The sequence below is a fragment of the Iningainema tapete BLCC-T55 genome (assembly GCF_014698965.1).
Taxonomy (GTDB): Bacteria; Cyanobacteriota; Cyanobacteriia; order Cyanobacteriales; family Nostocaceae; genus Iningainema; species Iningainema tapete.
On record NZ_JACXAE010000093.1, the window covers coordinates 38,997 to 54,200 of the forward strand.

Genomic DNA, 15,204 nt, shown 5'->3' on the forward strand with positions numbered 1-15,204 from the left:
ATTTAGAGCAATGCCAAAATACAAGTGTATAAGATGTAGTCATGAATTTATCTCAGAAGATTTACCTTCTGGCTGCGAGTGTTGTGGTAGACAAGATCTATTCATAGAATATTTAACTTATAAAAGTTTGTTGGAGGAAAAGTCGAGTGTAAAAACTGAAAGTGTACCAAAAATGTTAACAGAATTAGAAACTGAAAATTCTAAATTAAATAAAAAAGTTTCTGAATTAGAATCAGAAATAAAAACTAAAAAATCTAAATTAGATAAAAAAACATTTGAATTAGAATCAAAAAATAAAGAATTTACTACTTTAAAAACTCGTTTAGAATCAGAAGTAACAGCAATTACAAGATATAAAAATAGTCTGTCAGCAATTGCTTCAGTAACTATTATAGGATTAGGGATACTTTGTTTCAATCAGTATCAAAAAGCTAATAGACTTGAAAGAGAAATTTCTTCATCAACAGGAGATTATAAAGAACAAATTAAAGAACTACAAAACAAAATCGAGCAACTATCAGCAGATAGGGAAAAACTTGTCACAGAAGGCGGAAAACTAGGAGAAAAAGTAAATTATTACAAGAATTTGCTATCTTACTATCCATTTTCATTATCTACAGGTCAACAGGTTATTTACCAAGGTAATTTAGTCTCTGGTAGTACAAGTACAGGCAAACAAGAATATCAAATTTGGGTTCAGACAGCAAGTAAATTTGATATTTCACTATACAATTTAACTGCTGATGCTGATTTAGAAATTGTCAAAGAAAATGGAGAGCCTTTGAAAACTTCCCAGAGAACAAATAATAGTGGCACAGCTAGTGAGTTTCTAAATAACTTTTATCTTAATCCTGGTAGCTATTTTATCAGAGTAAAGCTGTATGGAAGTAGTCCTTCAACATCTTACAGCTTAAAAGTTTATAGACGACCTAATTTGTAAGAACTTATCCCTCTTCATTACGCTCAATCTTTTATTCTTTTGCCGTTTTCAGTGTCTTGGCGGTTCCTTACAAGTTCATCTATCTTACAACCTTTTTCCCTTTTCCCAAAGGTTCAAAAAAATTAATTACAGCCTTAAGATGACTGTTTATCAACAAAATTATTCAAGGTAGTTACCCAATCAACTACCTCTAACTCATTATTTACTGCAAAACGTTCTATATGTTTAACATTAGTCGTAATAACATTTCAATCTTGAATTAAACCAACTTCTATTAGAGGATAAACTTCCTCGTCATATCCTGAATCATCTTGTAGCCACTCATCTACAAGCTTAATCATTGAATCCAAAGCTTGCATGTCATTTTGGTCGTTCACCTGATTTATTGATGAAACAACAATGTCACTATCTTGAGCTATTCCAGAGTAATGCCCCTTAAAGAAGAATACTTCGACATTTTTATGGTCGGGATGTTTAGTGTCCGTGTAATCACCCGTTCGATGCGGAGGAGTTATATTTCCAAAAACAGCAACATTAGAGGTTTTTGACTGTATTAACTTATCAACCTTTTCTTTGACTTCTAGTAATTCTTCTAAGCTAAGATTATCTAATTCAGTCAGAAGCCCTAATAATGTGTAAAATTTCATAGCCTCAAAACCCCAAACACTCTTCAATTTCATGAATTTCTACATCTTGTAATCTATCTTCCAATGCTACCAAATATTCACGAATGGCGTCTTGAATATTAGCCAACGCCTCATCCAGAGTAATTTTGGATTTGAAAATAACCGAATGTGGCTTGGGGGATCGACGCCATGCGCTTCACGTTGTTGATCCCCCCAACCCCCCTTATAAAGGGGGGCTAGGAAGAAAAAGGGCGATCGCTCAATCCAAAATGCTTAAAGTTGCTTCACTTCAGAAACCAACTTTGCCACCATATCCTTAGCGCTACCAAAGAGCATTGTGGTTTTATTCTTGTAGAACAGATCGTTATCCACACCAGCAAAACCTGCACTCATGCCGCGCTTAATCACAATAGTTTGCTTCGCCTTATCTACTTCTAAGATCGGCATTCCATAAATCGGACTATTCGCATCACTCCGCGCCGCTGGGTTCACTACATCATTTGCGCCAATCACCAACGCCACATCAGTTTGATCGAACTGGGGATTAATATCATCCATGTCATGCAGTTGCTCATAAGGCACATTCGCCTCAGCCAGCAACACATTCATATGTCCTGGCATTCTACCAGCAACCGGGTGAATGGCATACTTCACATCAACGCCCATGCGTTCCAGTTGATCCGCTAACTCACGCACACTATGCTGCGCCTGAGCTACTGCCATCCCATATCCAGGAACAATTACCACAGAACGAGCATAACCTAACATCATTGCGCCTTCTTCTGGATCGATGCTGCGCACACTCTTATCAGTTGCACCACCGGAAGCAGCAGCTCCACCACCAGCAGAGCCTGTGCCAAAAGCACTAAACAGCACACTGAATAGAGAGCGGTTCATCGCCTTACACATAATTTCGGTAAGGATTAAACCAGAAGCTCCTACCAAAGCACCAGCGATGATCAACATGTTGTTCATCACCACAAAACCAGCAGCAGCAGCAGCGATCCCCGACAACGAGTTTAACAGCGAAATTACCACGGGCATATCGCCGCCACCGATGGGGATGACGAACATCACACCCAGCACTAGGGAAACAGTAACTACTGCCAAGAATACAGGTAGGTTACCAGGTGAGATTAATAGAAAGGCACTGCCTACTACATAGGCAACTAGCAGCAAAGCATTGAAGGGTTGCTGGAAGGGAAATGTAATCGGGGAACCACTCATGATTCCTTGCAATTTCGCAAAGGCAACGAAGCTACCCGTGAAGGTGACACCACCAATTAACACATCTAGCAGCATGGAGATGTTGACATCAAGAGGTATTGGCTCTGAGCCTGCCAACAACCGCCAGAATTCAGCTACGGCGACGAGGGCAGAAGCTGCACCTCCCAATCCGTTGAGTAAACCCACCATCTGGGGCATTTCTGTCATTTGGACTTTATAAGCTGCGATCGCGCCTATTGCCGAACCAATCGCCAATCCCAACAAAATCATCTCATAGTTCAACACCTGCCGATCCAGCAGTGTTGCCACAATTGCCAAAAGCATTCCAACAGCTGCTACTACATTACCTTGCCGCGCTGTTGCGGGTGAACCTAGCTTTTTCAACCCCAGAATAAATAGGGATGCTGCGACTAAGTACGTTAGTTGAATTCCAGTTGGTAGAAAGTCAGTCATAGTCAGTGGTATTTGCTAATTGTTAATTGCTAATTGCTAATTGCTAATTGTTAATTGCTAATGGTTAATTGAGTAATTGCTATTAACTATTAACCATTAACCATTAACTATTAGTTGGTTGCCTTTTTCTTGAACATTTGCAACATTCGATCTGTGACTAGGAAACCACCCACCACGTTGACGGTTGCTAGTACCACAGCAATCAAACCGAGAATCACTGATAAATTTGTGTCTCTTGCACCAGAAGCTACTATTGCCCCAAGTACAGCGATGCCAGAAATCGCATTTGAACCCGACATTAAAGGGGTGTGCAAAGTAGGTGGTACTTTGTTGATCACTTCAAATCCAGTAAAAGATGCCAAAACAAATACAAACAAAGCTGCTATTAATGCTTCTGTCATTCTGGGAAAAACTCCTACGTGCTAATTGCTCTATCACCTATTAGCCAGTCTTCTATAGCAGTCCTAAATGATTTGCAAACACAACAATTTCCTCTTGGCGCTCTTGGCGTCTTGGCGGTTCATAACTCAAATAGGATTGCTATATTCCTAATTACTTAACACCACTTAAAGCTTGAAGGGAATCTTTAACCCGTTGGTTGCGAATTTCACTTTCGTGGGTAATGCAAGCCGCATTGATGATGTCGTCGGCAAAGTTGATTTGCAAAGCTTTGTCTTTAATCAGCAGTTGCAGCAACGATGTAAGGTTCTTAGCGTACAATTGGCTGGCATGAACGGGCATCGAAGATGGTAAATTAATCGGGCCGATAATTGTAACACCATTCCAGACAATATCTTTACCGGGATCGGTACAGGCGCAGTTACCACCTTGTTCGGCGGCAAGATCGACAATTACCGAACCTGGTTTCATTTGTGCCACCATTTCCTCTGTTACCAGAATTGGTGCTTTTTTACCAGGTACTTGGGCTGTAGTAATTACTACATCAGCATTCTTAACGTGTTCGGTAACAACTTCTTGTGTGCGCTGTTTGCTAGCCTCAGAAATTTCTTTGGCGTAGCCTCCGGCTGCTGTTGTTTCTTCCTCTAGTTTGACTTCAACAAATTTTGCCCCCAAGCTTTGTACTTCTTCTTTAACAGCAGGGCGGATATCAAAGGCTTCTACTACTGCTCCCAAGCGTCTGGCGGTTGCTATTGCTTGTAACCCAGCTACGCCTGCTCCCATGATAAACACTTTTGCTGGGGCGATCGTACCTGCTGCTGTTGTCAACATGGGGAAGTATTTTGGTAATGCTGCTGCTGCAATCAGTACCGCCTTATAACCGGCGATTGACGCTTGTGATGACAATGCATCAATACTTTGCGCTCTGGTAGTACGGGGGATCAGCTCCATACTGAAAGCAGTTACTTTGCGTTCTACTAGTTGCTGTGCTACAGATGGATTTCCTAAAGGATTGAGAAATGCGATTAGTACAGCCCCAGGGCGAAGCATGTCAATTTCCGAGCGTCCGTTTTCTCGCTCTTGGGGTGGGCTAACTTTGAGCAAAATATCTGCTTCGCCCCACAATGTGGTAGTATCAGCAATAATTTTGGCTCCTGCCTTCTCATAAGCCTCATCACTAAAGAAAGCTCGCTCACCTGCTCCAGCTTCTACCCATACCTCTACACCTTGTTTTACCAATTTGGCAACTGTATCAGGAATGAGGGCAACACGGCGTTCACAAACTTCTATTTCTTTGGCAACTGCTAATCTCATGAAATCTCCTTGAGATAAATACCTATTATTTGCAAGGTGGGAAATTTTTCTAGTGAGGAAGTGTACTCATTCGTGGACGTGACGGCTATTAAACCTGGTTTTTGCCTAGTATATTGAACCATTAGATCGCATTTACTTATCTAGACCAAGCCTAATGGCTCTGGCTGGATGTTGCGCTTTAGGCAATTTAAGGAAGGTCTTCTATTGCACATCCTATGTTAATCCCTTGATCTTGCTTGTTTGTCTTCAACTTCTTTTAGGGATTTAAAAATTTTCTTTTCAATTTTTTACATGGTGCAATATTTTTTAATTCTCAATATCTTATCCCAGTCATGTTTTCATCATTCCTGCTGTGATTCAAGCTTTTTTGCTCGACATAGCCCAAGTTTACTAGTGATGACCCAGGCTGTTGTTCAATTTTTACAACAAATGTATTAAATTTAGATACACTTAGTTCATATTTTGAAATACAATCCCATCAAAGGACACTTTTTACAGGCGTTCCACGTCTCAAACAGTTAAGTAGTACAGTTTAATTACGAAGCACGAGCTGTTATACAGACAAATTTTCTACCCCATGAGGAGCTTAACTATGCGACGTTTACTTTCTGCCATAGCTGTTAGTGGCTGTTTGCTAGCTGGGATCCCAGCTATTAGCTGGGCGCAGAGTTTACCAGGTTTGACACTATTTAGTGGTGTTAAAGGTGAGAATCAGTTGCAATATCGCTTGGATTTTGGTGGTCAGATAAATGGTTGGGATCGTTACAGATTAAGAATTTCTAATAAGAAGCTGAGAATAGCTGTTGCTCATTTTGTCATTAGTTACCCTGAATATTATAAAGGAAGCTTTGATACCAAGAATGTTGAGGTGAGAGTTAAAGATAAAAAAATTCCTTTGTCTGATGTGAAGTGGGATAAGGATAATCGCGTAATTGAAATTTTCCCGGCTGAGGCGATTCCCGCAGGTAATAACGTTGAAGTTGTGCTCTCGAATGTGAAAAACCCAGCATCTGGTGGAATTTTCTACTTCAACTGCTCGGTGCAATCTCCGGGCGATGTACCATTAACCCGTTACATCGGTACTTGGATTATTAGTATTTCTTAGCAATCAGAGACGTTCCATGGAACGTCTCTACAAGGGTTGCAGACAAATAAGACATATGATATAATTATAAATCGTGATTTTTTATAAAAATCGTCTACAAGTAAGAGGCAAGAATTATGCAAAGAACCTTAGGCGGAACTAACAGAAAAAGAAAGAGAACTTCTGGATTTAGAGCCAGAATGCGGACACCAGATGGTAGAAACGTGATTAGAGCGCGGCGAAGAAAGGGGCGTCATCGTTTAAGTGTCTAGTTGCAGTTGTGGCTCTGCCCAAAGCATATCGGCTAAAATCCCGAAAAGATTTCCAGGCAGTTTTCACTGAAGGAATTCGTCGTCATGGTTCTCACTTAACATTGAGAGCTTTAAGACCATCAGCAAAAACATCTTCCTCTCAGGATACTGCCCCGAAGATGCCGCCACAAACAGAGCGATCGCATCTTCCTCCCGTCAAAATTGGTATTACGATTAGCACAAAAGTCAGCAAAAGAGCAGTAGTACGCAACCGGATCAAGCGTCAAATTGCCGCACTCATGTATGGATTATTGCCCAAATTATCACCGGGATGGCGGCTAGTAGTTGTTGTAAAACCAACAGCAGCAGAACTTGAGTGCGGAAGCCAACAATTTCTGCAAGAATTAGAGCAGTTGTTGGCACAAGCGGAGGTGTTCAATGGGCATTCGTGAAGAAGTTTATTTTGAAGGTGGGCCTCATATTGGGGATCTAATTATCAATATCCTCATTGGATTAACTATAGTGGGCTTACCCTTGACTGTGGGCGCAATTGTGAGAGCATTGTGGCTACGCTTTCGCATTACCGATCGCCGAGTTTCCGTAACAGGCGGATGGCAAGGACGCGATCGCTCTGACGTAATCTACTCAGAAATTGTCAAAATCGTTAAAGTTCCCCGTGGTATTGGCATGTGGGGAGATATGGTACTAACTTTAAGAGATGGTAGTCGTCTGGAAATGCGGGCTATTCCCAAGTTTCGGGAAATCTACGACTATATTGAAGAAAAAGTTGCAGCAAAAAACCCCAACTACAGCAGTGGAGCAAAGAAATAGCTCCCCTGCTCTGTTTCCTCTTTGTGCGGCTATCCGTAGTGTGACTATAGTCGCACCTCAATCACGATTTAGATAAATTAGATTCAGTTAAATTACATTACCTCGGTTGAATTGGTGAATAATGGACTTTGGTATCGGGTTCCTCTCAAATAATGTAATGCTGCCAATCATAGACTTGTTCTATAGCATTGTGCCTAGCTATGGATTGGCAATTGTGGCATTAACATTATTAATTCGCTTTGCGCTCTATCCTTTGAGTGCAGGCTCAATTCGCAACATGCGACGGATGCGCGTTGTACAACCGCTAATGCAAAAGCGGATGCAAGAAATCAAAGAGCGCTATAAAGACGATCCGCAAAAACAGCAAGAGGAAATGCTCAGCGTCCAAAAAGAATTTGGCAATCCATTAGCTGGATGTTTTCCCTTACTGTTGCAGATGCCAGTTTTGTTAGCGCTATTTGCTACATTACGGGGATCGCCTTTTGCCTCAGTTAACTACAATTTAAATTTACAAATTTTACCTACTGAACAAATCGAACGAATTCAACCCCAAGCCTTTGCGACTCCTCCCCAAAACGTTTACATTGCTGAAGGGGAACACGTTCAGGTAAGTGCTATTCTTCCCGGAGGTAATAAATTAGCGGTAGGAGAACACACCAAGATTGTGTATCAAACTACCGTTGGCAAGCCATTTCAGGAACTTTTGGCAGAACATCCTGAAACTAAATTAATCCCCGAATGGAAAATTACCAAAGGGGAAGACAGGATCAAAATAGATCCCGAAGGTAACATAGAAGCTTTGCAACCGGGAGATGTAACAATTCAAGCAACAGTTCCCGGATTAGCCTCAAACCAAGGATTTTTGTTCATTGATGCTTTAGGCAGAGTAGGTGCAATTGATCCAGACGGCACAATCCACTGGGATATTGTCTCAATGGTTGTCTTGTTTGGAATCACCCTCTACGTTAGCCAAGTACTTTCTGGGCAGAATTCTACAAGTGCCAACCCACAGCAAGACACAGTAAACAAAATCACTCCAGTTATATTTTCCGGAATGTTTTTGTTCTTCCCCTTACCTGCTGGGGTGCTGATGTATATGGTTATAGGTAACATTTTCCAAACTCTACAAACCTATATCCTCTCTCGCGAACCTTTGCCAGAGGAATTACAAAAAATTGTAGAGCAACAAGAAAAAGAGGCAGAAGGCACACAACAAAAAGCGTTGCCATTTGAACCAAAAAGTTCTAAGAAAAAGGCTACAGGTTAATGATGACCGATACTCGGATGCAAAGAGGTGAAGAGTGGTTAAAAACACTCCTGCAACTAACTGGCGTATCTGTTGAGATTAAGAGCGAGTTGGAAACAAACACTTTTGGTTACGGGGATACTCAAGAACCAGAACCAGATAGCTACTGGTTGACAATTGATGACAGTAACCTCACGCCAGAACAAATTCGGACTTTTATTGGTTCCGATGGTTCAGTGCTAGATGCCATTCAGTATTTAGCTAATTCTATTCTCAATTTGAACCAAGCATATGAGCAGCAAGCTTCTTACACTGTTGAGTTGAATGGCTACCGTGTCAAGAGACAAGCGGAAATTCGTGATATGGCTTTATCAGCCGCCGAACAAGTACGTTCCTCTGGGCAAGAAGTAGAAATTAAATCCCTCAGTTCGGCAGAGCGTCGTCAAATCCATACCTTTTTAAAGGACTTTGATGATTTGGAAACTTTCAGCCGAGGCAAAGAACCTCACCGTCATCTAGTTGTACGCCGTGGATTCAGATAGTAGAGACGCCCCGGTGGGGCGTCTCCGTCTCCAAACAATTCGGCAATCCGAATCAAATAATTCTTAAAAGTGCATAGTAAAAAAGCTAAACTTAAAGATGTATTTTCAGCCGAGCGCTGATGATAGATAAATTTCAAGTGAGGATGTCTCACAAATCCTATGGACGCAATTTTTATTCCGCAGCTAACTAAAGCCCCGGAGCGGACAGAGGAGATTCAGGTTCAAGAGTTTCTCCCTGGATTGGAAACTTTAACGCCTGTTCGCGGTAGCTTACGTGTTCAGCACAACGGCAATTACCTGGAAGTATCCGGTCAAGCAGAAGCAATCATTACTTGCACTTGTAACCGCTGCTTGCAAAATTATAATCATCGTTTGGTTGTTGATACAACAGAAATTGTCTGGTTAGATGAAGCAGCTAACGAAACAGATAACTTGCCCTTAGAGCGAGAAGTAGCTCTGGAAGATTTGGTAGAAACTCTTTCACCTCACGGATATTTTTATCCCAGTGAATGGTTGTATGAGCAAATGTGCTTAGCTATACCCCAACGACAATTATGTGATAACAAGTGTCCTGGTATTCAACCAAGTTCCGCTAATAATTCCAATCAACCTGTTGATCGCCGTTGGGCTTCTTTGCAAGCTTTGAAAAACCAAATTCAAGGGTGATTGATTTGTACAAATTGCCCATTCCAACAAGCCCGGTTTCTCCTGCGAAACCGGGATAGGCATCTCAATATCCTCAGATCTTGCATCTGCGTTCTTATCCGCCTAGAAATAAATTTCTAGGCTGCATAGCTCAAGTAAGAAGACAGCTCACTATATATATCTTTTGTAAATATGTGATTCAGTTAACTACAGTTTAATTTCCAGAATATTTGTCAGTCTGAATTGCTTGCGTATCAGCTCGAATATTTCTAATTTCGGTCATGAGAACTGTAAGCTTGTTATTATTAGACTCAAAATTGCGCTACATCCTTTCAAAATTGCGCTGATGATAAGTAACAGTTTCGAGAAAAGCGCTCACCACTAAGCGCATATCAATTAGCTGGTTTTCTATTCTGTCCATCCGGTTGCTTTCTGTCATTGTTTAAGGAGTCAATAGCAGAGTCTGGCTATTTCTATACACGATCGCCATGTACTCAAGTACAGGGCTGCATAGCTCAAGTCGGTTAAAACCGACTAAACAGTTGCTTTTTAGTGCATTAAAACGGACTTAAGCTGTCCAGCCCAGAACTGCAGTTCTAGGCGGATTGCTGGGAATTAGCGAATTTTTAACCCATCTATAACCTAACTGTCATCAACAATCCGGTATTCTAATTTACTGACTCGAATGGCATGGGCAGGGGCTAACAATCAATGCGCTTGCGAAACCAAAGAATAATTAAGGATTATAAATGATGACAAATAGCTACCCAGTGTTTCAACGTATCACCAATGCACGTTTGCTACGTAAAATGTGCTTAATAGCACTGACTGTACCGTTCCTAGCAAGTTCTACAATGGCTACTGCCAGCAAGAACAAGAACGAGAGTGAGAACAAGTCATACGCGATCGGACTTTGGGGCGATTTACCATACTCAGATATACAGGCGACGACGGGAGTCCCGAACTTGATTGCTGACATGAACGCGCAAAACCTTGCCTTCACAGCCCACAATGGCGACTTGAAAGCGGGCAACTCTACACCCAACTCGATCACGCCGACTACCTGCGACGATGCTCTCTACACCCAGTCGCTCGGCTACTTCAATGCCCTGAAAGCACCAGCAGTCTTCACACCAGGTGACAACGATTGGACAGACTGCGATCGCCCCTCCAACGGTGGATTCAACTCCCGCGAACGCCTTGACTACGAGCGTCAGGTATTCTTCAGTACGAATTTTACCCTTGGACAGCGTCAACTAGCCCAAGAGGTGCAAACCTCCGCATCATGCCTGAGTGCAAACAACACTGCTGTACCCTGTGTTGAGAACCGCCGTTGGAAAGTCGGTAAGGTTACTTATGCCACACTCAATGTCCAGGGTTCGTGCAACAACCTATGCGACACTGCACCTGATCCCGAAGAGTACGAAGCGCGAAACGCAGCTAATATTGCATGGTTGAAAGAAACTTTCCGAGTGGCAAAAGCAGACAATTCGGTAGCAGTCATGTTGATCTCCCAAGGCAATCCAGGATGGGATCTCAGCGATCCTACTAGAGCACCTGTGCGCGATCCGAAGACACTTGCCCAAACCGATGGGCAGCCTGATGGGTTCCAGAGCTATTTATTAGCATTGCGCGATGAGGTAATTGCTTTCCGTAAACCAGTTGCTTACGTACACGGTGACTCGCACTACTTCCGCATTGACAAACCATTTCAGGATGCTCAAGGCAGACGCCTTGAGAACTTCACTCGTGTCGAGACATTTGGCAACAGTGCAGCGAACGATAACAACGATGTGCAATGGCTGAAGGTAACCGTAAAACCCAACAGCCGAGAGGTTTTTTCCTATCAGCCACAGATTGTTCCCAGCAATCGAGTAGCAGTTCCGTCTCCTTGATGTCACATGCACATAAGTAGGTTGGGACAAATAATCGTTTTCACACATCTGATCTCTCCAACCCCCCCAACCCCCCCTTATTAAGGGGGGGTAAGAGGGGATCGTATGTAGCCAGTTTTTGGAGAAACGGTATAACTCTTTTAGTCCGTTTTAAGGGACTTGAGCTACTAGCCTTGAACTTCAGTTCAAGGCTTTCCATAAACCCAACTCAGTGGGGTAAATATCTTTCTCTATTTTGTAGTGCTGTTTCTCCAATTTATACTGTAGTGTTGTTGAGAGAGGATTGGTGGGAGAATTATATAAAAAAATATCAGTAAAACCAGGAGAAATTTGGAGCGGGTTTGACTGTTTCAAAAATTGAAATCTTACTTTTGGTTCCAGCCAATAACTTAAAGATAGTTCACTTGCTAAAGACCAAATTCCGTCACAAGAACTAATTATTAGTGGACGGGTAGTCTGATTGATAATATTAACTACTTGAGGAGTATACAAACCGCTATATTTAAGCCACCAAGTTTCTGCTTGAGAACTGATTGCACAAGATATAACTCCAGATGATATCAGCGCAACTGTAATAAGTTGCCACGTTCTGATCGAAATGGAACTCATCTTTGTCGCTAAACAGTAAGCAACAGCTAGCTGAATACCCAAATAAGCTGGGATGAGATACCGAGGAGATTGCGATCGCACCCCGCCCAAAATTACATCTGGTATGATCAAAGGTAGCGCTGTCACACCAATTAATGTTAAGACAAATAACCAAATTTGCTTAGGAGTATTACGACATAGAAAATAAATTGAATATCCTACTAAAATTAAGCTGAGTAAAATCGAAACACCTATAATAATTTTCCAAACAAAGTTATTATTTTTATGAAATAACTCATAACCCAAGTCAATAAAAAAATGGCTAAGATTGATCCCCCATATCATTATTAGTTTGAACAGCGAAATCTTCTTATCTGTCCAACTGATTGTATTTTTAAATTGTTCTGAATGAGTAATAACCACTAAAACCCAAGGTAGGAAAGCTAAAGCTCCCAATAAAGAAGCCCCCAGATAAGCAATAACCTTCTTGCTGAATCGAAATTTTTCGTAAGTAATTATATAAATACCATGAGCAATTGTCACAAACCCAGAAAACAAAAATGTATATAATCCTAATGCCACTGTTACTGTATACATTCCCCAACTAAGCTTTGTGTTGATTCGCATTGACCTGAGTACAGTTGCACTTGACAGTAAAATTGTCACAATCCACAAACTGTACTCTCGTGCTTCCTGTGCATACAACACATGAAAAGGCGACACAGCCAGCAGCATCACGGCTACCCATCCAATCAGTGATGACTTAAATAATTCCACGCATAGCCAATATATGCATGGAAACGCTAGTAAACTAATCACTGCAGACAAACTTCTGATTACCGCGACTGAACTGCCAAAATTTTGCACCCAAAATCGCGTCATTAAATAATATAGTGGAGGATGTTGAGGATCTTCTACTGCCAAAGATTTAATAGTATCTGTTAAGGTTTTTCCTGGAGCAGGATGCTGATATTTCTGTAAATCTTCGATACTAGTTGCATTACCATTGCAAAGTCCAACTACTTCTGACATTGTGTAGCCAGAAGTCCTTAATGATGTATAAGTTTCATCAAACCAATAAACTTTTTTGTCCAGATTGACAAAGCGAAAAAATATACCAATGATTATCACAGCGATCGCCAAAAACTTGAACCCAGTTTTAGGAATCATAGTATGCAATAACTTATTTTTGATATAGCAATCCCATGTGAATTGCAAATGCTAGCTATCACAAACCCGGTTTCTTTGAGAAACCTGGTTTCTCTATCTTCGATTTCTTGCTAATTAAAGCTTTATACCTATAAGATGCTGAAAAATCTGGATTAAATTTTTTGTTTTTATTGACTAATACTTGTTGGTTGGAAGTTTGAATCCTCAACCAATTGATGCTGCGTTCTGAGTCCTGACAACTAAGTTTTTTTAATGCTTTCAAAAATATGATGAAGTACAATCAAAAATCAAACGTCATACTTTTGATAGATTTTTCATAAAAACAAATAAATACGCCTTGACTTATGTAAGGGCTAAGAGCGCAAGTCCATTAAAACGGACTGAAAGAAAGTATTATCTGCAATCTTTGTAGAGACGTTCCGGCGGAACGTCTCTACATTATTTTTTGGATATGTCTATTACTACAGGCGGCAGAATTTGCGATTGTTATCGTGATCGGGTTCTTGCCAAGAGTAAGCAAAATGACTCACTCCTCTTAATTGTGGTGCATATTGGCGAAGTGCTTGCATTTGCGCTTCTAGAGATGGACGCCCAGTAATTGACTGTCCCCACTGACCGGCTAATGCTGGAATTACTTGAGTACCTGGTTTTGCTTGGTTGATGACTCGCTGTACTTGCGCTAATATACAATTAACATTCCCGCAATTTCCGTAAGCCATTGGATGCCATTCAAAGGTACTTGGAAATCGATCCCAAGGTTGTAAGCGTGAATCAAAGCCTTGACCGACCATTTGGTTGCCGTCAGAGAAAAATACAACTCCTGTGGGGACACCTTGTTGCTGTGCTGGATAAGCAGCTAAATTGACAAAATCAAGGATACCTTGCATGGCGTGGGCGACTGCAAGCTGCCACAATTCAAGTTGCAAATTTGGTTGTCTACTAGTAACAGGAATGATCGCCTTTTGTTCAGAAGGCGGAATACGTCCTTGCCATAAAGGTTCTGCTTCTTGAGGATAAAGTTTATCAGCTTCTGCTACATCTCCTGCGGTAATATGTCCTTTACTCAAATAGCGACGAATTAATTCCAATCCTTTTTCATTTAACGCCCGACGAAATAAAGCTTGCTGAGTGGCTTCACTGTATAACCATAAATCTGTGACTTTCGTGGCAATAGAATCGCTGCCTGCTTGGCGTGGATAGCGCACGTAGTCAAGTAGCAACCCATCCGGGCGACGACGCATCACTTCCTGTATCATTTGGTAGTAGTCACGTTTTGCTTGCAAGTTGTAGGGATCGATAAATACCTGAGAGCCGTTATCGACAACATATAAACTAGTTTGACCTTTGCCATTACGGGCGATCGCTCGTTCTCGATCTTGACGCTGAGCGTAAGTATAGCCGAAATTAGTGGTAAAAGCCCAAGCATAAACTTTCAGACCGCGCTCGCGCCCTTTTTGAATTGCCATCGCTAGCAAATCTACATTTTCTGTGCCTGCGCTACGAACCACAGAAGGCCAAGCCGTCGGGTTAGCTGCTTTGGGCAACAGTACTTGCCCATCATAAAAAGCTTCCAAATATACTTGATTATACCCTCTGTTGACAATGCGATCCATAACTTGATCGATTGCTCCCGGTTGAGCATCACAAGGATACAAACGTAACCAAATTGCTTGAACTTGCGGCCAATTGCGCGTGCGGCATTCTTGCAAAGCTTGTGCTTGTTGTTGCAGCAATTGTTGGTAGCGGCTTTGTGCTTCTTGATTGCCTTTGGTTGCTGACAACCGTAAGTTTTCTTTTTCTTGCGCTGCCTGGGGTGATAATTGACACAACTCTGTTAACTGCGCCTGTGCTGGTTGAATCTTGACGTGGGTAGGCAGCAGACAACTGCTCACAAGAACAACCAACAGGCGTCGCCAGAACATTGTTGCAACATTCAAGACACTTTTGGACATAAGTAAAACTACAAGGACAAAATTAATTTTTACTTTAACTC

General features: G+C 41.6%; 15 protein-coding genes. 9 read left to right on the forward strand and 6 right to left on the reverse strand.

Annotation, left to right across the window (positions count from 1 at the left end):
* The first annotated feature begins 10 nt into the window (after nt 1-10).
* Nucleotides 11-940, forward strand: coding sequence for a PPC domain-containing protein (locus ICL16_RS31210; RefSeq protein WP_190835478.1), 930 nt, complete (start codon nt 11-13; stop codon nt 938-940).
* Between the two features lie 248 nt (nt 941-1,188).
* On the opposite strand, the gene ICL16_RS31215 is transcribed toward ICL16_RS31210, so the two are convergent.
* The 4 genes from ICL16_RS31215 to ICL16_RS31230 form a co-directional block, all read right to left on the reverse strand.
* Nucleotides 1,189-1,587 carry a hypothetical protein gene (locus ICL16_RS31215; protein ID WP_190835479.1) on the reverse strand — a complete coding sequence of 133 codons (399 nt, stop codon included), beginning with the start codon at nt 1,585-1,587 and terminating at the stop codon, nt 1,189-1,191.
* Between the two features lie 252 nt (nt 1,588-1,839).
* Complete coding sequence (locus tag ICL16_RS31220; RefSeq protein ID WP_190835480.1) at nt 1,840-3,246, reverse strand: NAD(P)(+) transhydrogenase (Re/Si-specific) subunit beta; 1,407 nt, start codon at nt 3,244-3,246, stop codon at nt 1,840-1,842.
* A 110-nt stretch (nt 3,247-3,356) separates the two neighbouring features.
* Nucleotides 3,357-3,647, reverse strand: a complete 291-nt coding sequence (locus ICL16_RS31225; protein ID WP_190835481.1) for an NAD(P) transhydrogenase subunit alpha part 2 — start codon at nt 3,645-3,647, stop codon at nt 3,357-3,359.
* Between the two features lie 151 nt (nt 3,648-3,798).
* On the reverse strand, nt 3,799-4,959 hold the full coding sequence (locus ICL16_RS31230) for a Re/Si-specific NAD(P)(+) transhydrogenase subunit alpha (RefSeq protein WP_190835482.1): 1,161 nt from the start codon (nt 4,957-4,959) through the stop codon (nt 3,799-3,801).
* A gap of 592 nt (nt 4,960-5,551) precedes the next feature.
* Between ICL16_RS31230 and ICL16_RS31235 the strand changes: the two genes are divergently transcribed.
* From ICL16_RS31235 to ICL16_RS31270, 8 genes are all read left to right on the forward strand, one after another.
* Nucleotides 5,552-6,064, forward strand: coding sequence for a DUF2808 domain-containing protein (locus ICL16_RS31235; protein ID WP_190835483.1), 513 nt, complete (start codon nt 5,552-5,554; stop codon nt 6,062-6,064).
* Between the two features lie 116 nt (nt 6,065-6,180).
* Entirely contained in the window at nt 6,181-6,315 is a 135-nt protein-coding gene (rpmH, locus tag ICL16_RS31240) for a 50S ribosomal protein L34 (protein WP_202895809.1), read from the forward strand.
* Nucleotides 6,316-6,323: 8 nt separating this feature from the next.
* Nucleotides 6,324-6,746 carry a ribonuclease P protein component gene (gene rnpA, locus ICL16_RS31245; protein ID WP_190835484.1) on the forward strand — a complete coding sequence of 141 codons (423 nt, stop codon included), beginning with the start codon at nt 6,324-6,326 and terminating at the stop codon, nt 6,744-6,746.
* Complete coding sequence (locus ICL16_RS31250; protein WP_190835485.1) at nt 6,733-7,125, forward strand: PH domain-containing protein; 393 nt, start codon at nt 6,733-6,735, stop codon at nt 7,123-7,125. Before rnpA ends, ICL16_RS31250 begins: the two co-directional genes overlap by 14 nt.
* A 121-nt stretch (nt 7,126-7,246) precedes the next feature.
* Nucleotides 7,247-8,392: a membrane protein insertase YidC gene (yidC, locus tag ICL16_RS31255; RefSeq protein WP_190835486.1), complete on the forward strand. Its 1,146-nt coding sequence runs from the start codon at nt 7,247-7,249 to the stop codon at nt 8,390-8,392.
* Entirely contained in the window at nt 8,392-8,913 is a 522-nt protein-coding gene (locus ICL16_RS31260; RefSeq protein WP_190835487.1) for a Jag family protein, read from the forward strand. Before yidC ends, ICL16_RS31260 begins: the two co-directional genes overlap by 1 nt.
* Before the next feature lie 159 nt (nt 8,914-9,072).
* Nucleotides 9,073-9,579, forward strand: a complete 507-nt coding sequence (locus ICL16_RS31265) for a YceD family protein (protein WP_190835488.1) — start codon at nt 9,073-9,075, stop codon at nt 9,577-9,579.
* Nucleotides 9,580-10,307: 728 nt separating this feature from the next.
* The gene (locus ICL16_RS31270) at nt 10,308-11,453 is read left to right on the forward strand and encodes a hypothetical protein (protein WP_190835489.1); all 1,146 of its coding nucleotides are present in this window, start codon (nt 10,308-10,310) and stop codon (nt 11,451-11,453) included.
* A gap of 180 nt (nt 11,454-11,633) precedes the next feature.
* Here ICL16_RS31270 and ICL16_RS31275 read toward each other — a convergent pair whose 3' ends face one another.
* The gene (locus ICL16_RS31275; protein ID WP_190835490.1) at nt 11,634-13,211 is read right to left on the reverse strand and encodes a glycosyltransferase family 39 protein; all 1,578 of its coding nucleotides are present in this window, start codon (nt 13,209-13,211) and stop codon (nt 11,634-11,636) included.
* Between the two features lie 461 nt (nt 13,212-13,672).
* On the reverse strand, nt 13,673-15,163 hold the full coding sequence (locus tag ICL16_RS31280) for a family 10 glycosylhydrolase (RefSeq protein ID WP_190835491.1): 1,491 nt from the start codon (nt 15,161-15,163) through the stop codon (nt 13,673-13,675).
* Between the last annotated feature and the right edge of the window lie 41 nt (nt 15,164-15,204).

Excerpts from the sequence above, each read along its gene's own strand:
- ICL16_RS31210 (WP_190835478.1), top strand. The coding sequence starts at position 11 with ATGCCAAAATACAAGTGTATAAGATGTAGTCATGAATTTATCTCAGAA.
- ICL16_RS31215 (WP_190835479.1), bottom strand. The coding sequence starts at position 1,587 with ATGAAATTTTACACATTATTAGGGCTTCTGACTGAATTAGATAATCTT.
- ICL16_RS31220 (WP_190835480.1), bottom strand. The coding sequence starts at position 3,246 with ATGACTGACTTTCTACCAACTGGAATTCAACTAACGTACTTAGTCGCA.
- ICL16_RS31225 (WP_190835481.1), bottom strand. The coding sequence starts at position 3,647 with ATGACAGAAGCATTAATAGCAGCTTTGTTTGTATTTGTTTTGGCATCT.
- ICL16_RS31230 (WP_190835482.1), bottom strand. The coding sequence starts at position 4,959 with ATGAGATTAGCAGTTGCCAAAGAAATAGAAGTTTGTGAACGCCGTGTT.
- ICL16_RS31235 (WP_190835483.1), top strand. The coding sequence starts at position 5,552 with ATGCGACGTTTACTTTCTGCCATAGCTGTTAGTGGCTGTTTGCTAGCT.
- rpmH (WP_202895809.1), top strand. The coding sequence starts at position 6,181 with ATGCAAAGAACCTTAGGCGGAACTAACAGAAAAAGAAAGAGAACTTCT.
- ICL16_RS31250 (WP_190835485.1), top strand. The coding sequence starts at position 6,733 with ATGGGCATTCGTGAAGAAGTTTATTTTGAAGGTGGGCCTCATATTGGG.
- yidC (WP_190835486.1), top strand. The coding sequence starts at position 7,247 with ATGGACTTTGGTATCGGGTTCCTCTCAAATAATGTAATGCTGCCAATC.
- ICL16_RS31260 (WP_190835487.1), top strand. The coding sequence starts at position 8,392 with ATGATGACCGATACTCGGATGCAAAGAGGTGAAGAGTGGTTAAAAACA.
- ICL16_RS31265 (WP_190835488.1), top strand. The coding sequence starts at position 9,073 with ATGGACGCAATTTTTATTCCGCAGCTAACTAAAGCCCCGGAGCGGACA.
- ICL16_RS31270 (WP_190835489.1), top strand. The coding sequence starts at position 10,308 with ATGATGACAAATAGCTACCCAGTGTTTCAACGTATCACCAATGCACGT.
- ICL16_RS31275 (WP_190835490.1), bottom strand. The coding sequence starts at position 13,211 with ATGATTCCTAAAACTGGGTTCAAGTTTTTGGCGATCGCTGTGATAATC.
- ICL16_RS31280 (WP_190835491.1), bottom strand. The coding sequence starts at position 15,163 with ATGTCCAAAAGTGTCTTGAATGTTGCAACAATGTTCTGGCGACGCCTG.